Here is a 16,965-nt window from a genome sequence, read left to right on the forward strand (position 1 = left end):
AGTCTTCATTGACTCAACAAGTATTAAGCACGAGCCATGCCAAGTTTTTATTTTCGACTTCAATTCATCTTTACATTGCAGCTTTGAACGCCGACTTGTCAGAAATTAAGCGAATTAAGGTAAATAGATAGTCAATGTGCCTATAGAGATGCAGCTAAATGTTCAAGCGTGGTTCAGTCCTGCACAAGATCAGTGCACGGAAATGGTTCAATTTGAAAATGCGAATATAACTTTGCTCAAACTTAGAAGCTGATTTAAATTTTGTATTGCCTTTAGATTTGGCATCTAATTTGCTTAGCAAGCTCAATACGTATTTGTTTGGCTCTGTCTGAGTGTTTGCATGCCAAAACTAAAAATAGCCCTGATTGATGATGATCAAGAACGCGCTGAATTTATTCAAGCCTCATTAATTCAGCATGACTTTGATGTGGTCGCCAGTTTTATGATTGATCATTTAAATATGTCATATCTGCAAAATATTCAGGCAGATGTGATTTTATTGGATATGGATCATCCGCATCGCGATGTCATTGAAAGCTGTGTCAGCCAATTTGACTTACCGACTGTTCTATTCACTAAAAATTCGAGTCTCGAAATTATCCGAAGCGCGATTGATGCGGGTGTGACAGCATATATTGTCGATGGTATTGACCCTGCACGTTTGAATAGCATTTTAGAAATTTCGATTGAACAATATAAAAAGCATAAAAAACTACTGAATGATTTGGCTGAAACCAAGTGCAAACTGGCCGATCGAAAAGATATTGAAAAAGCCAAAGTGCTTTTAATACAAATGCATGGTTTAACCGAAGATCAAGCATTTAATTTGCTGAGAAAAAATGCCATGAGTCACCGTATGACGATGGGTGAAATGGCGCGCCGACTGCTTGATGCGCAAGCGCTGTTACAGTCTCAATTTAAGGAATAAACCATGCAAAAGCTTGAAAAAACAGATATTCAATTGGGCTATATTCCTTTACTTGACTGTGCTGCTTTGCTCTGGGCAGAACATCAAGGTTATTTTGCTGAACAAGGGTTAAATGTCACACTGACTCAAGAACCGTCTTGGGCAAGTTTACGCGACCGTCTAGCTTTTGGTTTTTTAGATGCTGCCCATTGTTTATCGGCCATGCTGCCTGCGTCTGTGACGGGCAAAGACCATCTCGGCATCTCTTTGCAAACATCAATGACGCTCAGTACTAATTGTGCTTATATTAGTTTGAGTCAAAAGCTGTGCTATGAATTAAATATCCATGCATTAGATCTACCAAAAAATTCAGCAGAGAAAATTGCATCGGCGATAAAACAGAATCAAACGATTCAGTTGGCGCATGTTTTTCAGCATTCGATTCATCATTATATTCTAAGAGAATGGCTGGCACTTGCAGACACAGAAATTGCTCAAACGCAAACGTTTTCAACTTTACCACCGCCTTATATGGTCGAAGCAATATCAACGCAACGAATTGATGTATTCTGTGTCGGAGAGCCGTGGAATACGCAAGCTGAAATACAAGGCTATAGTCGTATTATCGTCAATAGCCAAGATATTATTGATCATATTCCTGATAAGGTTTTAGCTTTTACCCATGATTGGGCAGAAAAACATCCTAATACCTTAAACGCAATCAATCTTGCCATCCAAAAAGCCCAAAACGATCTGCTTCAACAAACGCATTTTTCTGAAATATTTTCTTTGTTAAAGCAATATCACATCATCCGTTTTGATTGTTCTGAGCAGATTCACGTCGAGGCTTTTCATCGGATCAAAAGAATCATTCAAAATTTTGGCAAGAGCCAAGCGCCACAAACGTCAGATTTTGAATGGATGATTCAAAAAATGCAGCAATATGATCAATTGAATATTGAAGATGAAAAGGTTTTTGAAATAGCTCAGTCTTGTATTTATCAGGATGCTTTGGGCTGAAGTGATTGATATTCCATAAGACCCTATCATCTGAATAGTGGATCTTGTGTTACATCGACCATGAAACCTTGACTTAGTTATGCATCTGCATCGATGGCGCGCAGATCGATATTTTCTTCAACAAAGACTTCACGAATGCAATCCAGTATCTTTGGAATGTAATTACTATGATCCATATTGCGCACCGACAAAGAGATTGGACTATAGGCTTCCAAATCTAAGATTGGGATATACATCAAATTTTTCATGCCAATATCACTGGCACTTTCAGGGATCAGAGAAATGCCCTCTCCCGACGCCACCAAGCCCAAAGCCATATGAATTTCACGCACTTCGGTTAAATGTTTAGGTACAAGTCCTAATTCGGTAAAAATGGATTGGATGAGGGTGGAAAAATTCGGTTTAGGTGTCGTAGGGTAGGCAAAAATTGGTTCATCTAAAATTTGAGAAAGATAAATGCCTTTGTCTTTAAATTCAGCCAAATGATGGTTTTTATGAATAGCTAAACGTAGCGCTTCTTTTCTTAATAAAACACGTTTAATGGACGGATCGGTTAAGCGAAGTCGTCCAAAACCAATATCAATTCGACCGGTTTTTAAAGCTTCAATCTGGTCGCGTGTACCACATTCTATGAGTTCAACATGAATATCTGGGTTGCGTTGTCGAAATAAATAAATAATTTTCGGCAATAATGCGTATAAAAGCGAACTGACATAACCAATACGGACAGTTTTATCGACGGCATTAATTCGCTGTGCCATGGTTGTGGCCTGGGCGGTATGCGTCAATATCTGTACAGCATGCTCATAAAAAAACATACCTGCTTCTGTGGTTTTCACGGGTCTAGAACCACGCTCAAACAAGGTAATCCCCAGTTCTTCTTCAAGTTTTTGAATTTGGCGGCTCAAAGGTGGCTGAGCAATACATAATTTTTCTGCTGCCTTGGTAATACTTTGCTCTTCAACCACGGTGACAAAGTAACGTAAGTGCCTTAATTCCATTTATATACCTTTTAAGTATCTAAAAATACCAAAATCGCTCTAGTTAAAGATATTACATTAAATTAGGGTATATAAATAGTTGGATAGATAAGAAATATGCAAGATGTATAAGTCGATTGAAACCCTGCTCGTGGAAATCCCAACAATCCGTCCGCACAAGATGGCTGTTGCAACCATGCAAACGCAAACCCTTGTTTTGATTAAAATCACTACCGAAGATGGTTATATCGGTTGGGGTGAAGCGACGACGATTGGTGGTCTAGGCTATGGTGAAGAAAGCCCTGAAAGCATTCGTACCAATATTGAAACTTATTTTAGTCCTTTACTGAAAACCCTCACTGGTTTGAATGTTGCTCAAACCATGCAAGCCATTAAACGTAATATTAACGGCAATCGCTTTGCTAAATGTGCCATTCAAACGGCGCTACTCGATATTTTGGCGCAGCGTTTAAATTTGCCTTTAAGCGAAGTATTGGGCGGGCGCTTACGTGACAGCTTACCTGTTCTTTGGGTACTTGCGTCTGGCAATACAGAAAAAGACATTGCCGAAGCACAAAAAATGATTGCGGCAAAACGACATAATATTTTCAAACTTAAAATCGGTTCACGCCCCGTTGAAGCTGATGTTGAGCATGTATTAGCCATAAAAAAAGCGTTAGGTTCGGACATTTCTATTCGTGTGGATGTCAACCGTGCATGGTCTGAACTAGATGCCATTAAAGGCATTCAATTGTTACAAGATGGTGGTGTTGATCTGATTGAGCAGCCTTGCGCGATCGATAACATTGACGCGATGCGCCGTTTAACTCGTCGTTTTGATATAGCCATTATGGCAGATGAATCACTGATGGGCCCGCAAACGGCATATCAACTTGCGCGGCACAATTCTGCATCTGTTTTTGCAGTCAAAGTTGCACAGTCTGGCGGTTTAATCGAAGGTTGTGAGGTTTCTAAAATCGCCAAACTTGCGGGTATCGATTTATATGGTGGAACCATGCTTGAAGGCCCTGTGGGCACTATTGCATCGGCACATGCATTTTCTACATTTGACAATTTAGCTTATGGCACAGAGCTTTTTGGTCCATTGCTGCTAACTGAAGAAATTTTAAAAACCCCACTTCAATATCAAGATTTCGAACTCAAGATTCCGACCACAGCGGGTTTAGGGATTGAAATTGATGAAAACAAAATTGATGACTTACGTCGCAAATAACATTTAGCTAGGAGTGAGAAATGCTTTTCCAAGTACGCATGGATGTCAATATTCCATTAGATATGCCAGTCGAAAAAGCCAATGAAATTAAAGCTGTAGAAAAGGCATATTCACAAGATGTACAACGTCAAGGTAAATGGCGCCATATCTGGCGCATTACTGGTCAATATTCAAATATCAGTATTTTTGATGTTGAAAGCAATGAAGAGTTACACAACATTTTACAAGGATTACCCCTTTACCCGTATATGAATATTGAAGTTATGGCTTTAAATCGTCATCCCTCTTCTGTTCGTAGTGATGATAGCTGATGCGATTGGATTCCAATTGTGTAGCACATGATTGAAGTCCATTGATCTGCATTTTTAAGTTTGTAAATGTTTGAAATAAAAGATTATCTGCCTTACATGACTGAAGTGGTTAGTCAGGTAAATAGTTTTATCGTTCTTGATGAAGGATCGTAGCATGATTGATAAAAGTACCGCTTCCTTAACAGAAGCACTTTCTCAAATTAAGGATGGATCAACCATTATGATCGGCGGCTTCGGTACGGCTGGTCAGCCTGCTGAACTGATTGATGGATTGATAGAACTTGGCATCAAAGATCTCATCATCGTCAACAACAATGCAGGTAATGGTGACTATGGATTGGCTAAATTACTCAAAGCTGGTGCTGTCCGTAAGATGATCTGTTCTTTCCCTCGCCAATCGGACTCTTGGGTGTTCGATGAGCTATACCGTGCAGGAAAAATAGAACTTGAGCTTGTACCACAAGGTAATTTGGCTTGCCGTATTCAGGCGGCAGGCATGGGTTTGGGTCCAATTTATACACCAACAGGTTTTGGTACGTTGTTGGCAGAAGGCAAACCTACACTCAATTATGAAGGCAAAGATTTTGTCCTCGAAAATCCAATTAAAGCTGATTTTGCTTTAATCAAAGCTCATCAGGGCGACCGCTGGGGCAACTTGGTTTACAACAAATCAGCGCGTAACTTTGGCCCCATTATGGCTATGGCAGCAGATGTGACAATTGCTCAAGTTTCTGAAGTTGTTGAACTTGGTGCATTGGACCCAGAGCACATTATTACCCCTGGTATTTTTGTACAACATGTCGTGGCTGTTCAATCTGCACAGCTTGAGCAATCTGCATAAATCACGTGAGGAAAGAACCATGAGCTATACCAAATTAACCCGTGATCAAATTGCAGAACGTGTTGCACAGGATATTCCAGATGGTGCTTATGTCAATTTAGGCATTGGCTTACCCACTAAAATTTCAAATTATTTACCAACAGACAAAGATGTATTTCTACATTCAGAAAATGGACTTTTGGCTTTTGGTCCTCCTCCGGCTAAAGGCGAAGAAGACCCTGAATTAATTAATGCAGGAAAAGAGTTTGTCACTATGCAAACGGGTGGCTGCTTTTTTCATCACGGTGACTCTTTTGCCATGATGCGTGGCGGGCATTTAGATATTGCAGTATTAGGCGCTTTTCAGGTTGCCCAAAATGGTGACTTAGCAAATTGGCATACTGGTGCGCCAGATGCAATTCCTGCTGTAGGTGGTGCAATGGATTTGGCTGTTGGGGCGAAAAAAGTCTTTATTACTACAGACCATGTGACCAAAAAAGGTGAACCGAAAATTGTCGCTGAGTTGTCATACCCTGCGACAGGCCTGCAATGTGTCGATCGTATTTACACAGATTTGTGCGTCATTGATGTGACGGTTGAAGGCATGAAAGTCATTGAAAAAGTTGAGGGCCTGAGCTTTGACGAATTACAGTCAATGACAGGTGCGAAGCTGATTGATGCGACTGCTTAAAGCAAAAAGTCCCTCCTTGATTAAAGGAGGGATTTAGGGAGGATTAATATTCAAAAATTAACTTCCTGTAAATCCCTCCCAACCTCCCGTTAAAAGGGAGGAGCTGAGTTTTTTAGGATTTATAAAATGAAAAATGCCTATATTATTGATGCAATCCGCACCCCTTTCGGTCGCTATGCGGGCGGTTTAGCAGCAATGCGTACCGACGACCTAGGTGCTTTACCCATTAAGGCACTGATGCAGCGAAATCCAAGTATTGCTTGGGAGTCTGTTGATGACGTGATTTACGGCTGTGCGAACCAAGCCGGTGAAGATAACCGTAATGTTGCACGAATGTCGTCGCTACTCGCAGGTGTACCTTTTCAAGTTCCTGCTACAACTGTGAACCGACTTTGTGGTTCATCACTTGATGCAATTGCGATGGCAGCCCGTGCAATTAAGGCAAATGAAGCAGACTTAATTATTGCCGGCGGTGTTGAGAGTATGTCCCGTGCACCCTTTGTTATGGGTAAATCGGAAAGTGCTTATGGACGCAGCCAAAAGATTGAAGACACCACGATGGGGTGGCGCTTTATCAATCCAATCCTTAAGCAAATGTATGGCGTGGAAACCATGCCTCAAACCGCTGAAAATGTGGCAGAACAATTCAATATTAACCGTGAAGATCAAGATGCTTTTGCCTTAGAAAGTCAGCGCCGTACAGCCGCTGCACAAGCCAATGGTTTTTTTGAGAAAGAAATCATCCCTGTCGTCACTCCTCAGCGTAAAGGCGACCCACTGATAGTCGATACAGATGAGCATCCACGCGCATCGACGACAGCAGAAGGTTTGGCAAAACTCAAACCTGTGGTGAAAGCAGATGGGACGGTAACAGCGGGCAATGCTTCAGGGATCAATGATGGTGCGGCTGCACTACTGATTGCTTCAGATGATGCTGTTAACAAATTTAAGTTAAAGCCACGAGCCAAAATTATTGCGGCAACGGTGGTGGGTGTTGAACCCAAAATCATGGGCTTTGGTCCTGCGCCTGCCATCAAAAAGCTATTAGCTCAAACAGGTCTAAGCCTTGAACAAATGGATGTGATCGAGCTGAATGAAGCTTTTGCGGCTCAAGCCTTAGCGGTTACCCGTGAACTAGGTTTAGAAGATGGCGCTAAACATGTCAATCCAAACGGTGGCGCTATTGCTTTGGGGCATCCTTTAGGTGCATCTGGAGCTCGTTTAGTGACGACTGCGTTAAATCAACTTGAGGCAATTTCAGGTCAATATGCCCTCTGTTCGATGTGCATTGGTGTCGGTCAAGGCATCGCTTTGATTATTGAACGTGTTTAATCCTCAATAAAAGTCCTCCTTCTTATAGGGGGATTTAGGGGATTTATAAAATTAAGGATTCAAAACATGCCTACATTTATATCCAATGATGCAACGATTAATTACGCAACTTTTGGTGACCACACACAACCTGCGATTGTCTTTTCTAACTCTTTAGGCACAAAGTTCAGCATGTGGCAGCCTCAGATAGAGGCGCTGCAGCAGGATTATTTTGTCATTTGTTATGATACACGTGGCCATGGTGCATCTTCTTCCCCCCAAGGGCCATATAGCCTTGATCAATTGGGTACAGATGTCATCCATTTATTGGATCATTTAAGTATTCAACAAGCCGCATTTTGTGGAATATCGATGGGTGGTTTAACAGGCCAATGGCTTGCAATACATCATCCTAAACGCTTTAACCATGTCATTATATGCAATACCGCTGCAAAAATTGGGCAAGAATCAGCTTGGAATGAACGTGCGCAGTTAGTCCGTCAACAAGGTTTGAAACCAATTGCAGAAACAGCAGCATCACGATGGTTTACAGAACCCTTTATCCAAAGTAACACGGCAACTGTACAATCTTTGAGTAACGACCTCGGAGCTGGCAGCCCAGAAGGTTATGCAAGTTGTTGTGAAGCTTTGGCTAAAGCGGATTTACGCAATGAAATCTCGTCTATTCACATCCCAGTATTGATTATTGCAGGTCAACAAGACCCTGTAACTACAGTTGCAGATGGTCAATTCATGCAAGAACGCATTGCAAATAGCCAATTATTTGAAATTAATGCATCGCATATTTCAAACATCGAACAGCCAGATGCATTTAATCAGGCTTTGCAGAATTTTATACAGCAATAATAAGCAGCTGAACAAATTCAATGTAATGTTATTAAAATAGAGCCTTGCCATTGTGCAGGGCTTTATTTCGTTTGAAGGCTTTGATTTAATGTCCGTTCTTAAAATAAATGGACAATTAGAAGAATGATTCATCTATATAAAAAACGGATCAATATTACTTTTTAGTTTAATCATTGGCTTTAGTTCTACGATTTCTAATGCAGATGTTACAACTCAGCGTATTAAGGATATAAAGACTTATACTCTCGCCAATGGAGGTGGTATCGAGATCTTTCTGTGCAATTAGTAGACTTGAAAAATAGGTATATAAATGCTTATTGCCTGCAGCATTGCGGAAATTGGTTTGTGGATTCCAGAATTTTAAAGTTATAGCTTAAAGAAAAAATATCAAGGCGCAAAAGTATGGACATCTCTTTCATACGAAAAATAAAGACCGTATTGCAGGCCCAAGCTTTAATGAATAATTATACTTTATCTAGAAAATTAACATTAAAAGCACTCCGTAAATGAATATTGATATTGAAAAAGACCGAAGTATTGGAGTCCTTCGGTCTAAACTTTTAACTCCACTCATTCCACATAGGCGTTTAAGACCAGATATTGAAGAATAGTTTGAAGAATAATCCCATGGAATTTTAAGCTGCAGGATGATTGAGTTGATCAATGATGCCTTGTGCAGCCAATTCATTTAATTCAGCTTCAGTTTTAAATTGGGACAAAATTTCGATTGTGTGCTGCCCTAACTGCGGCGGTGCATGACGGTATTCTACAGGCGTATCAGATAATTTCATCGGTGATCCAATCACTTTAAAATCATGATTTAAAGCATGTGGAATATTTACCACCATTTGACGATGTTGAATTTGCGGTTCATTTAATGCGTCTTCTACAGAGTTGATTACACCCACTGGCACTTTTACCGCATGAATCGCATCAACCCAAACTTGAGCATCTTGAGTCAGAAAATAGGCACTCAATAATGGAATTAATTCCTCACGGTGCTTCACTCGATCTTGATTACGTAAATAGTTCGGCTGATCTAGCAGTTCTTTATAGCCAATCGCAATACACAAATCTTTAAATTGTTTGTCATTACCACAGGCAATAATAAATTCTTTATCTTTAGCTTTAAAGGTTTGATAGGGTACGATATTCGGGTGATTATTTCCCATACGTTTAGGTGCTTTACCCGAGGTCAAATAGTTCATACCTTGATTGGCCAAAGCCGCCACCTGTACATCGAGTAATGACATATCGATATATTGACCGCGTCCTGTATGCTGCCGCGCCAACAATGCCGCCTGAATGGCAATCGTTGAGTACAGTCCGGTCTGAATATCGACTACAGCGACCCCCACCTTTTGTGCGCCACCACCGATTACATCATCAGATTCACCAGTAATACTCATCAGACCTGACATGCCTTGAATAATAAAGTCATAGCCTGGTTCTTCCGCACGTGGACCATCCTGACCAAAACCTGTAATTGAGCAATATACGATATTTGGATTTAGCGCACTGAGCGATGCATAATCCAAACCATATTTGGCAAGTGAGCCTGCTTTGTAGTTTTCAATCACGACATCTGCCGTTTTAGCAATTTCACGGACTAGCGCTTGCCCTTCTTCACTAGCAATATCAATGGCTACAGAATATTTATTGCGGTTCGCACATTGGTAGTAGCCTGATTCTTTCGTCGCTTGACCTTGCTGATTTGGCATCCAAGGTGGTCCCCACATACGTGTATCATCACCCACTTTTGGACGCTCAATTTTGATTACGTCTGCACCTAAATCAGCCAAAATTTGACCGCACCAAGGACCTGCTAAAACACGGCTTAAGTCCAATACGCGAATTCCTTTTAATGCACCCATAGTTCACTCCAGATGTGCCATAGTATTGAGCTATGGCACAGATCTTTTAATTATTTTACTGTTGCAGTTTTTTCAGATGCTTTTTGTTCTGCATCATCAACATATGTTTCTACACTTGCCAGTTTTTCTTTTTCCGCATCTGAAGAAAGTGATGCTTGCTGGGGATCATATTGACGTTCACGAATGAACAAGCCCGGAATAACACCTGCAATAAAGTACGCAGCACCCATTACAATAAAGGCCATGGTGAATGATCCGCCAGCGGCAATCATACCAATGGTTGCTGGTGCTATGGCTGCGCCTAAACGTCCCATATTGTAAGCACCGCCAATAGCCGTACCGCGTACATCCGTAGAGAAACTTTCTGCCATATACGTTGCATTTACACCGTATGGAATACCGTATAGGAAACCGAAAGTTACGAGTAAATAGGCGATGTTGGTTGGTGTGTTATAGAAAATGATGATCGGTAAGAATGCTGCCGTAGCTACCGTACCAAACACAAAGGTAATACGACGTCCAAATTTGTCAGCGGCATAGCCGGCTAAAATTTTACCCAAAATCATGGCGGTATATGCACCTACCATATAGCCAGTCATGGCTTTAAAGTTCATGCTGAGTTCAGTTTCTAAATACGTTGGCATCCAGTTGTTGACACCGTAATAACCGAATTGTAGAAATGCAGCGGTCGACATCCAAAAGAAGAACATTTTACGATGATTGGTATGTCCAAAAATACGTTTATAAATGCTTTCAGAAGGTGAGTTTTGCTTGGCTGCAGCTTGCTGCTGTACAGGTTCAAGCTTTAATTCACGGCGTTTTATCTGCTCAATTTTTGCTTCCTGCCAAGATTTTGGTTCAGGAACAAAACGCATAAAGATCAGGGCAAAAGCAGCAGGAATAATGGTGACATAAAATAGCATGCGCCAGCCGTGATCTGGAATAATGGCACCCGCCATCAGCGTTGCAACGATATAACCCACGGTTTGACCGGTTTGCAAAGTCCCAAGTACCGTTGTGCGATATTTGGTTGGCACATATTCTGCCATCAGCGTATTACACGCCATGTAAAGAGAACCCAGTCCAAAAGCGCCAATAAAACGTAAAATTAAAAATTGTTCATAGCTTTGGGTAAAGCCTAAGATACAGGTCATGATCGAGAAAAATACGACCGACCAAGCAATGGTTTTCACACGGCCGAATTTATCGCACGCCCATCCACCCGAAATACCACCCAGCGCCATCCCTGCTAAAGAAGAGCTACCAAGCATACCTGCTTGAAATGTACTTAAACCAAATTCAGCCTTTAAACTGGTGAGACTGAATGACAGCAACATGATGTCTACACCATCAATCACCAAGGAAATAAAGGCAAAAATAAAAGCCATTTTCCAAGTGTTGCTGGTAATCCGATGCATCGTGCCCACGTTAGAAGGCAATTTGAGCGTTCCTGCTCCGTTTTGCATTTCGTTATTCATTTCCTTGTTCCTCATTTTCCCAAATGAGTCATCGGCATTCCTATGTCTGTACATTTGCCTTTTTTATTCTTTTTATTTCATCACTGCTCAGGCTATTGCACAGAGTTACAAGAGTGTTTCACGATGAATCCTTTATTGATTAAGTTTATTTTTGCATAAAAAGTCTCTAAGGCACTCTATGCAGAGCGCCCTATTGATATTGAATTCAATTAGTTACTAAAAGCCGCGATGCCTGTTTGCGCACGACCTAAGATCAGTGCATGTACATCATGCGTTCCTTCATACGTGTTGACGACTTCGAGATTGACCAGATGGCGGGCAACACCAAACTCATCAGAAATGCCGTTACCACCCATCATGTCACGCGCAACACGGGCAATATCTAAAGCCTTGCCACAGTTGTTACGTTTAATGAGTGATGTGCCTTCTACAGCAGCAATGCCTTCATCTTTCATACGTCCAAATCGAAGCGCAGCTTGTAAACCCATGGCAATCTCAGTTTGCATATCTGCCAGTTTCTTTTGAATCAGCTGATTCGCTGCCAATGGTCGGCCAAACTGTTTACGGTCCATAGTATATTGGTGCGCTGTATGCCAGCAGAATTCTGCGGCGCCCATTGCGCCCCAAGCGATACCATAACGAGCACTATTTAGACAGGTAAATGGACCTTTTAAACCACGTACTTCTGGAAAAGCATTCTCTTCAGGGACAAAGACATTGTCCATCACAATTTCACCGGTAATCGATGCACGTAAGCCAACTTTACCGTGAATTGCAGGAGCGGATAGACCTTCCCAGCCTTTTTCTAAAATAAAACCACGAATGTCACCAACATTACCTTCAGGCGATACTTCTTTCGCCCAAACAACAAACACGTCGGCAATTGGGCTGTTGGTAATCCACATTTTTGCACCCGTGAGACGATAGCCACCTTCGACTTTTTTTGCACGAGTAATCATGCTACCTGGGTCAGAGCCATGATCTGGTTCAGTTAAACCAAAACAGCCAATGTATTCACCTGTTGCCAGTTTTGGTAGGTATTTCTGTTTTTGCGCTTCAGAGCCAAATTCATTAATGGGCACCATCACCAAAGAACTTTGAACGCTGGCCATTGAGCGGTAGCCAGAATCCACATATTCAATTTCACGCGCAACTAGACCGTAGCTAACATAGTTTAGACCTGCGCCGCCGTATTGCTCTGGAATCGTTGGGCCAAGTAAGCCAAGTTCGCCCATTTCTCGGAAAATAGATGCATCAGTTTTTTCATGGCGAAATTGTTCGAGTACACGTGGCTGTAAACGCTCTTGGCAGTAAGCGTGTGCAGTATCACGGATCATGCGTTCTTCTTCAGTTAATTGCTGTTCCAAAAGAAACGGATCTTGCCAGTTAAATTGTACTTTGGTTTTTTTTACATTGACCATTTGATTCATCGCATCCTCTGCTTTTTCGGGCTTTCTTTGTTTTATTTGATGCTATGTGTGAAAAGTGATTCATTCAAACGATTAATTTGCATGTAGATATGCGCCTTTCGCATACCTGAGCTTTGTTCACGGCGTGTTAAGCACTTTAGCCACTGATTTGAACTACGGATTGCTTTATTTATAGACTATAGTGGTATATGAAAATCATTCTTATATGCCATTTTGTGATACCTATCGATAAAAAGGACTTTATCTATGCGGCGCAATATTCCGTCTTTGCAAAGCTTAATTTGCTTTGAATCTGCTGCAAAACACGCAAGTTATACGCACGCTTCTCAAGAGTTATTTATTACTCAAAGTGCTGTGTCACGCCAAATTCAACAGCTAGAAGAATATCTAGGTGTCACGCTATTTAGCCGAACGCGTCACGGTGTCGATCTCACAGAAGCAGGCAAACAATATGCAAAAAGTATTAAACCCTTTTTGCAAGGTATCGAAAAAAGCACTTCTGATATCATGACGCACAAAGGCTTAGGCGGTACTTTAAAACTGGGCGTTGTGCCAACCTTTGCCACACGTTGGCTGTTGCCAAAATTAAATAAATTAAATGCACAGCATCCTGAAATTACCGTGCATTTGGAAACCAGTACCAAACCTTTTTTATTTAATGAAAATGTCTTTGACGCGGCTATTTTTGCAGGAACGCAACAACAAATTGAGCATTGGCCGGGTATTCAAGCGCATTATTTAATGGATGAAGAAGTGGTTCCCGTCTGCTCCCCCAAATTGATTGAAAACAACTTTCCACTTGCGGAAATGACAGATGATCACAGTTTTAATTTAAGCGATGATGAATTGCTTCAATTGCCCTTATTACAGCAAACCACCCGTCCAAGTATTTGGCAAGAATGGTTTCAAGCCCATCAGCTTCAGCATCCCAAACCATTTGATGGTCAGCGACATGAACTATTTTCTATGCTTTCTGTGGCAGCCAGTCATGGCATGGGTATGGCACTGATTCCACAAATGCTGATTGAAGCTGAACTGAGAAAAAAAGAATTGGTGATTGCATCAAATAAAAAATTGCACGGTAGCCGAAAATATTATTTAGTCCACTCGAGACAAGACAGTTCACCACAAATACAAAAATTTGTCGATTGGGTGCTACAAGAATTGCATCAGCTGAGTTGAAGTAATCGCTATATTTTGAGTACAGTAAATTCGCTGAATTATTCGTTCAATACATGCAACCGTAGGCAATGGACTCATAACTTAAAATATAAGGCTAAATATCTATGCAAAAAATTGTGGTGTTTTCAGGTGCTGGCATGAGTGCAGAAAGCGGCATCAATACCTTCCGTGACAGTGATGGTCTTTGGGAGCAGCATCGTATTGAAGATGTGGCTACACCTGAAGCTTGGGCACGTGACCCTGCTTTAGTACAGCGTTTTTATAATGAACGCCGTAAACATATTTTAGCCGCAGAGCCAAATGCAGCGCATAAATTGATTGCTGAACTCGATGATTTTTTTAATGTACAAGTCATCACACAAAATATTGATGATCTACATGAACGTGCAGGCAGTCACAATGTACTGCATCTGCATGGCAATATTCGTTACGCAAAAAGCTCCGGCCCTCAGGCGCAATATACGCAAGAATTTTTCCCCATTGAAGGTGCAGATTTAAACTTAGACACCGACAAATGCCCTGAAGGATATCCTTTACGGCCACATGTAGTCTGGTTTGGCGAAGCAGTTCCTGCCTATGAAGATGCCAGTTTAAGTGTACAAACGGCAGATATTTTTATTGTGATTGGCACGAGTCTGGCTGTCTATCCTGTGGCTGGATTGATTCACGAAATCCCTGCCAACTGCCGTGCATTTTATATCGACCCGAAAGCAGATTATCAGCGTGTACCTGAGCAGTATCAATTGATTAAAGCGGGTGCGAGTGAAGGAATGAAAAAACTTTTTTTGCAATTGGTTGCGCCATAAAAACACATTTTGGCATCAGTATCGATCAAAAAAACTAATATTGCCTGCTTCTTTTGCAGGCTTTTTGCTGTTTATAGCCTATCTAACTTTGCATAAGGCCAATAAATCACGGCATACAGGCCTTTGGCATTCTAATTGCTTTACAGTATTACGTTTTATTAAAAAAGTAATATTGGGGCTTGGTCAGTATGGGTTATGTCGCAAGAGAGCTCAGTCCGAAAAGCAAGCTATTGCTCGGCTTCGGATCATTTTTAATTCCTGTGCTCATTTGGTGTGCAGTGAGTTATTTGCCATTTTTATGGCATTCACAGGTGCAAATTACGCAGTCTGGCAGTGTGCCATATTTTCAGGTCGATAGCCGTGTAGACAAAGCGGTGTTTTATGCCGAAGCACAATCTGCAGTGAATGCAGGTTTAGCACCACCTCAAGGTAAACTGGTCAATCCAATCTATTTACCTGCACCGCACGAAGTAGCAAAAGCATTAGTTACGGCTTTTATAACTCCACCTGCCCAACCTGATGCCCCATGGTTTCATCAAAGCTTATGGCACAGTATTAAAATTGTGTTCAGCGCATTTTTTATTGCCTCTCTCATCGGTATTCCGCTGGGTATTCTTTGCGGTTTTTCTCAAAAAATATCACAACTGACCGAACCCTTTGTTGAGTTTTTTCGCTACTTGCCCGCTCCTGCTTTTGGTGCCTTAGCCGTTGCAATTTTAGGCATTAATGACGCACCTAAAATCGCCATTATCGTGATTGGTACGCTATTTCAGCAAATTCTAATTATTGCCAATACCACACGGATGGTTGACCGTGGCCTGATCGAAGCAGGTTTTACGCTAGGCACCAATAAAATGAAAAGCTTATTTCATGTGGTGATTCCGGCAGCGCTTCCTGACATTTACCGCGACTTGCGTGTATTACTGGGCTGGGCTTGGACCTATCTTATTGTCTCTGAACTGATCGGCACAACCTCTGGGATTACGTGGTTTATTACTCAACAAGCGCGTTACCAAAATTTTGACAATGTCTATGCCGCGATCCTCATCATTGGGGTGATTGGCTTGCTGTGCGATGTGGTGCTAATGAAACTCGGTCAACGTCTATTTAAATGGAAAGCAGGAGCAAAATAATGAACAGCACAGAGTTTAATGCCAGCACTTATTTCGATGCAATTTATGCACGCCCTGTCATTTTAGAAGCAAAAAAACTTACACAAAGTTTTAAGCACGGCAAAACTGAACGCACTATTTTAAATCAGTTGGATTTAAAGATTCATAAACGTGAATTTATCTGTGTGATTGGCCCATCGGGTTGCGGTAAATCGACCTTTAGCCGAATTGTGGCTGGACTTGACCCTTACAGTAGCGGTGAATTGCTGGTCGATGGCCAAGTCATTGAAGGCCCAAGCCCTGAGCGTGGCATGGTGTTTCAAGGCTACACGCTTTTTCCATGGAAAACGGTCAAAGAAAATGTGATGTTTGGCCCTTTAATGAAAGGTGCCAGCAATGCCTCGGCTGAATCCAGCGCCCGCGAATGGATTGATATTATTGGTTTAGAAAAATACCAAGATCAGTACCCGCATCAGCTGTCTGGCGGAATGAAACAGCGCGTTGCGATTGCCCGCGCATTGGTCAATGAACCCAAAATATTATTGATGGATGAGCCGTTTGGCGCGCTTGACCCGCATACCCGTCAAAAAATGCAAAAACATTTAATGGATCTTTGGCAAAACATTGATATCACTATTATTTTTGTGACACATGATATGAATGAAGCCATTTTATTGGCGGATCGTATTGTGGCGCTCAAAGCCAATCCTGGTGAAATTAAAGAAATAATTGAGGTCGATTTACCCCGTCCCCGTAATCCTGAACTCATGCTGAGTCCTGAATTTAAACAACTGCGCGAACGGGTGGATTTCTTGGTACATGCGCAGGAAGACGAGCTCGACCCAGCGATGGAAAACCTACCGAAAATTCCGCGTATGACCCAAGTCAGTACGCAAAAATAACTGGATTAATCCCTCTTCATCTTTAGGACGGCCTAAATGA

At 41.6% G+C, this 16,965-nt stretch carries 16 protein-coding genes; 12 read left to right on the top strand and 4 right to left on the bottom strand.

Annotated features, from left to right (window positions below):
* The first annotated feature begins 340 nt into the window (after nt 1-340).
* Together FTU34_RS07580 and FTU34_RS07585 are read left to right on the top strand one after the other, a co-directional pair.
* Complete coding sequence (locus FTU34_RS07580; protein WP_078190882.1) at nt 341-928, top strand: ANTAR domain-containing response regulator; 588 nt, start codon at nt 341-343, stop codon at nt 926-928.
* 3 nt (nt 929-931) lie between these two features.
* Nucleotides 932-1,927 (top strand): ABC transporter substrate-binding protein, encoded by a 996-nt coding sequence (locus FTU34_RS07585; protein ID WP_180035190.1) that lies wholly within the window; start codon nt 932-934, stop codon nt 1,925-1,927.
* Nucleotides 1,928-2,004: 77 nt separating this feature from the next.
* Here FTU34_RS07585 and catM read toward each other — a convergent pair whose 3' ends face one another.
* Nucleotides 2,005-2,928 carry a cis,cis-muconate-binding transcription regulator CatM gene (catM, locus tag FTU34_RS07590; RefSeq protein ID WP_180035189.1) on the bottom strand — a complete coding sequence of 308 codons (924 nt, stop codon included), beginning with the start codon at nt 2,926-2,928 and terminating at the stop codon, nt 2,005-2,007.
* A gap of 103 nt (nt 2,929-3,031) precedes the next feature.
* On the opposite strand from catM, the gene FTU34_RS07595 reads away from it, so the two are divergent.
* From FTU34_RS07595 to pcaD, 6 genes are all read left to right on the top strand, one after another.
* Nucleotides 3,032-4,141, top strand: coding sequence for a muconate/chloromuconate family cycloisomerase (locus tag FTU34_RS07595; RefSeq protein WP_180023666.1), 1,110 nt, complete (start codon nt 3,032-3,034; stop codon nt 4,139-4,141).
* A 20-nt stretch (nt 4,142-4,161) separates the two neighbouring features.
* Entirely contained in the window at nt 4,162-4,452 is a 291-nt protein-coding gene (catC, locus tag FTU34_RS07600; RefSeq protein ID WP_180035188.1) for a muconolactone Delta-isomerase, read from the top strand.
* 154 nt (nt 4,453-4,606) lie between these two features.
* Nucleotides 4,607-5,293, top strand: coding sequence for a 3-oxoacid CoA-transferase subunit A (locus FTU34_RS07605; protein WP_180035187.1), 687 nt, complete (start codon nt 4,607-4,609; stop codon nt 5,291-5,293).
* Between the two features lie 19 nt (nt 5,294-5,312).
* Nucleotides 5,313-5,963 (top strand): 3-oxoacid CoA-transferase subunit B, encoded by a 651-nt coding sequence (locus FTU34_RS07610; protein WP_078190888.1) that lies wholly within the window; start codon nt 5,313-5,315, stop codon nt 5,961-5,963.
* A gap of 126 nt (nt 5,964-6,089) precedes the next feature.
* On the top strand, nt 6,090-7,295 hold the full coding sequence (gene pcaF / locus FTU34_RS07615) for a 3-oxoadipyl-CoA thiolase (RefSeq protein ID WP_180035186.1): 1,206 nt from the start codon (nt 6,090-6,092) through the stop codon (nt 7,293-7,295).
* Nucleotides 7,296-7,361: 66 nt separating this feature from the next.
* Complete coding sequence (pcaD, locus tag FTU34_RS07620) at nt 7,362-8,141, top strand: 3-oxoadipate enol-lactonase (protein WP_180035185.1); 780 nt, start codon at nt 7,362-7,364, stop codon at nt 8,139-8,141.
* Nucleotides 8,142-8,776: 635 nt separating this feature from the next.
* Here the strand turns inward: pcaD and FTU34_RS07625 are convergent.
* The 3 genes from FTU34_RS07625 to FTU34_RS07635 all read right to left on the bottom strand — a co-directional run bounded on the left by FTU34_RS07625 (nt 8,777) and on the right by FTU34_RS07635 (nt 12,923).
* Nucleotides 8,777-10,015, bottom strand: a complete 1,239-nt coding sequence (locus tag FTU34_RS07625; protein WP_180035184.1) for a CaiB/BaiF CoA-transferase family protein — start codon at nt 10,013-10,015, stop codon at nt 8,777-8,779.
* Between the two features lie 50 nt (nt 10,016-10,065).
* Nucleotides 10,066-11,493, bottom strand: coding sequence for an MFS transporter (locus tag FTU34_RS07630; RefSeq protein ID WP_180035183.1), 1,428 nt, complete (start codon nt 11,491-11,493; stop codon nt 10,066-10,068).
* A gap of 209 nt (nt 11,494-11,702) precedes the next feature.
* A complete protein-coding gene (locus tag FTU34_RS07635; RefSeq protein WP_180035182.1) occupies nt 11,703-12,923 on the bottom strand; it encodes an acyl-CoA dehydrogenase in 1,221 nt (406 codons plus the stop codon).
* Nucleotides 12,924-13,169: 246 nt separating this feature from the next.
* Between FTU34_RS07635 and FTU34_RS07640 the strand changes: the two genes are divergently transcribed.
* The 4 genes from FTU34_RS07640 (at nt 13,170) to FTU34_RS07655 (ending at nt 16,925) form a co-directional block, all read left to right on the top strand.
* Nucleotides 13,170-14,105, top strand: a complete 936-nt coding sequence (locus FTU34_RS07640; RefSeq protein WP_180035181.1) for a LysR substrate-binding domain-containing protein — start codon at nt 13,170-13,172, stop codon at nt 14,103-14,105.
* A gap of 104 nt (nt 14,106-14,209) precedes the next feature.
* Nucleotides 14,210-14,911 (top strand): NAD-dependent deacylase, encoded by a 702-nt coding sequence (locus FTU34_RS07645; protein WP_180035180.1) that lies wholly within the window; start codon nt 14,210-14,212, stop codon nt 14,909-14,911.
* Nucleotides 14,912-15,099: 188 nt separating this feature from the next.
* Nucleotides 15,100-16,044, top strand: coding sequence for an ABC transporter permease (locus FTU34_RS07650; protein WP_180035179.1), 945 nt, complete (start codon nt 15,100-15,102; stop codon nt 16,042-16,044).
* Entirely contained in the window at nt 16,044-16,925 is an 882-nt protein-coding gene (locus tag FTU34_RS07655; protein ID WP_180035178.1) for an ABC transporter ATP-binding protein, read from the top strand. Before FTU34_RS07650 ends, FTU34_RS07655 begins: the two co-directional genes overlap by 1 nt.
* The last annotated feature ends 40 nt before the right edge of the window (nt 16,926-16,965 follow it).

This window comes from Acinetobacter sp. YH12094 (genome assembly GCF_013419295.1).
GTDB lineage: Bacteria > Pseudomonadota > Gammaproteobacteria > Pseudomonadales > Moraxellaceae > Acinetobacter > Acinetobacter amyesii.

What these genes read in the sequence shown, in the direction of transcription:
- FTU34_RS07580 (WP_078190882.1), top strand. Translation starts at nt 341, where the DNA reads ATGCCAAAACTAAAAATAGCCCTGATTGATGATGATCAAGAACGCGCT.
- FTU34_RS07585 (WP_180035190.1), top strand. Translation starts at nt 932, where the DNA reads ATGCAAAAGCTTGAAAAAACAGATATTCAATTGGGCTATATTCCTTTA.
- catM (WP_180035189.1), bottom strand. Translation starts at nt 2,928, where the DNA reads ATGGAATTAAGGCACTTACGTTACTTTGTCACCGTGGTTGAAGAGCAA.
- FTU34_RS07595 (WP_180023666.1), top strand. Translation starts at nt 3,032, where the DNA reads ATGTATAAGTCGATTGAAACCCTGCTCGTGGAAATCCCAACAATCCGT.
- catC (WP_180035188.1), top strand. Translation starts at nt 4,162, where the DNA reads ATGCTTTTCCAAGTACGCATGGATGTCAATATTCCATTAGATATGCCA.
- FTU34_RS07605 (WP_180035187.1), top strand. Translation starts at nt 4,607, where the DNA reads ATGATTGATAAAAGTACCGCTTCCTTAACAGAAGCACTTTCTCAAATT.
- FTU34_RS07610 (WP_078190888.1), top strand. Translation starts at nt 5,313, where the DNA reads ATGAGCTATACCAAATTAACCCGTGATCAAATTGCAGAACGTGTTGCA.
- pcaF (WP_180035186.1), top strand. Translation starts at nt 6,090, where the DNA reads ATGAAAAATGCCTATATTATTGATGCAATCCGCACCCCTTTCGGTCGC.
- pcaD (WP_180035185.1), top strand. Translation starts at nt 7,362, where the DNA reads ATGCCTACATTTATATCCAATGATGCAACGATTAATTACGCAACTTTT.
- FTU34_RS07625 (WP_180035184.1), bottom strand. Translation starts at nt 10,015, where the DNA reads ATGGGTGCATTAAAAGGAATTCGCGTATTGGACTTAAGCCGTGTTTTA.
- FTU34_RS07630 (WP_180035183.1), bottom strand. Translation starts at nt 11,493, where the DNA reads ATGAATAACGAAATGCAAAACGGAGCAGGAACGCTCAAATTGCCTTCT.
- FTU34_RS07635 (WP_180035182.1), bottom strand. Translation starts at nt 12,923, where the DNA reads ATGAATCAAATGGTCAATGTAAAAAAAACCAAAGTACAATTTAACTGG.
- FTU34_RS07640 (WP_180035181.1), top strand. Translation starts at nt 13,170, where the DNA reads ATGCGGCGCAATATTCCGTCTTTGCAAAGCTTAATTTGCTTTGAATCT.
- FTU34_RS07645 (WP_180035180.1), top strand. Translation starts at nt 14,210, where the DNA reads ATGCAAAAAATTGTGGTGTTTTCAGGTGCTGGCATGAGTGCAGAAAGC.
- FTU34_RS07650 (WP_180035179.1), top strand. Translation starts at nt 15,100, where the DNA reads ATGGGTTATGTCGCAAGAGAGCTCAGTCCGAAAAGCAAGCTATTGCTC.
- FTU34_RS07655 (WP_180035178.1), top strand. Translation starts at nt 16,044, where the DNA reads ATGAACAGCACAGAGTTTAATGCCAGCACTTATTTCGATGCAATTTAT.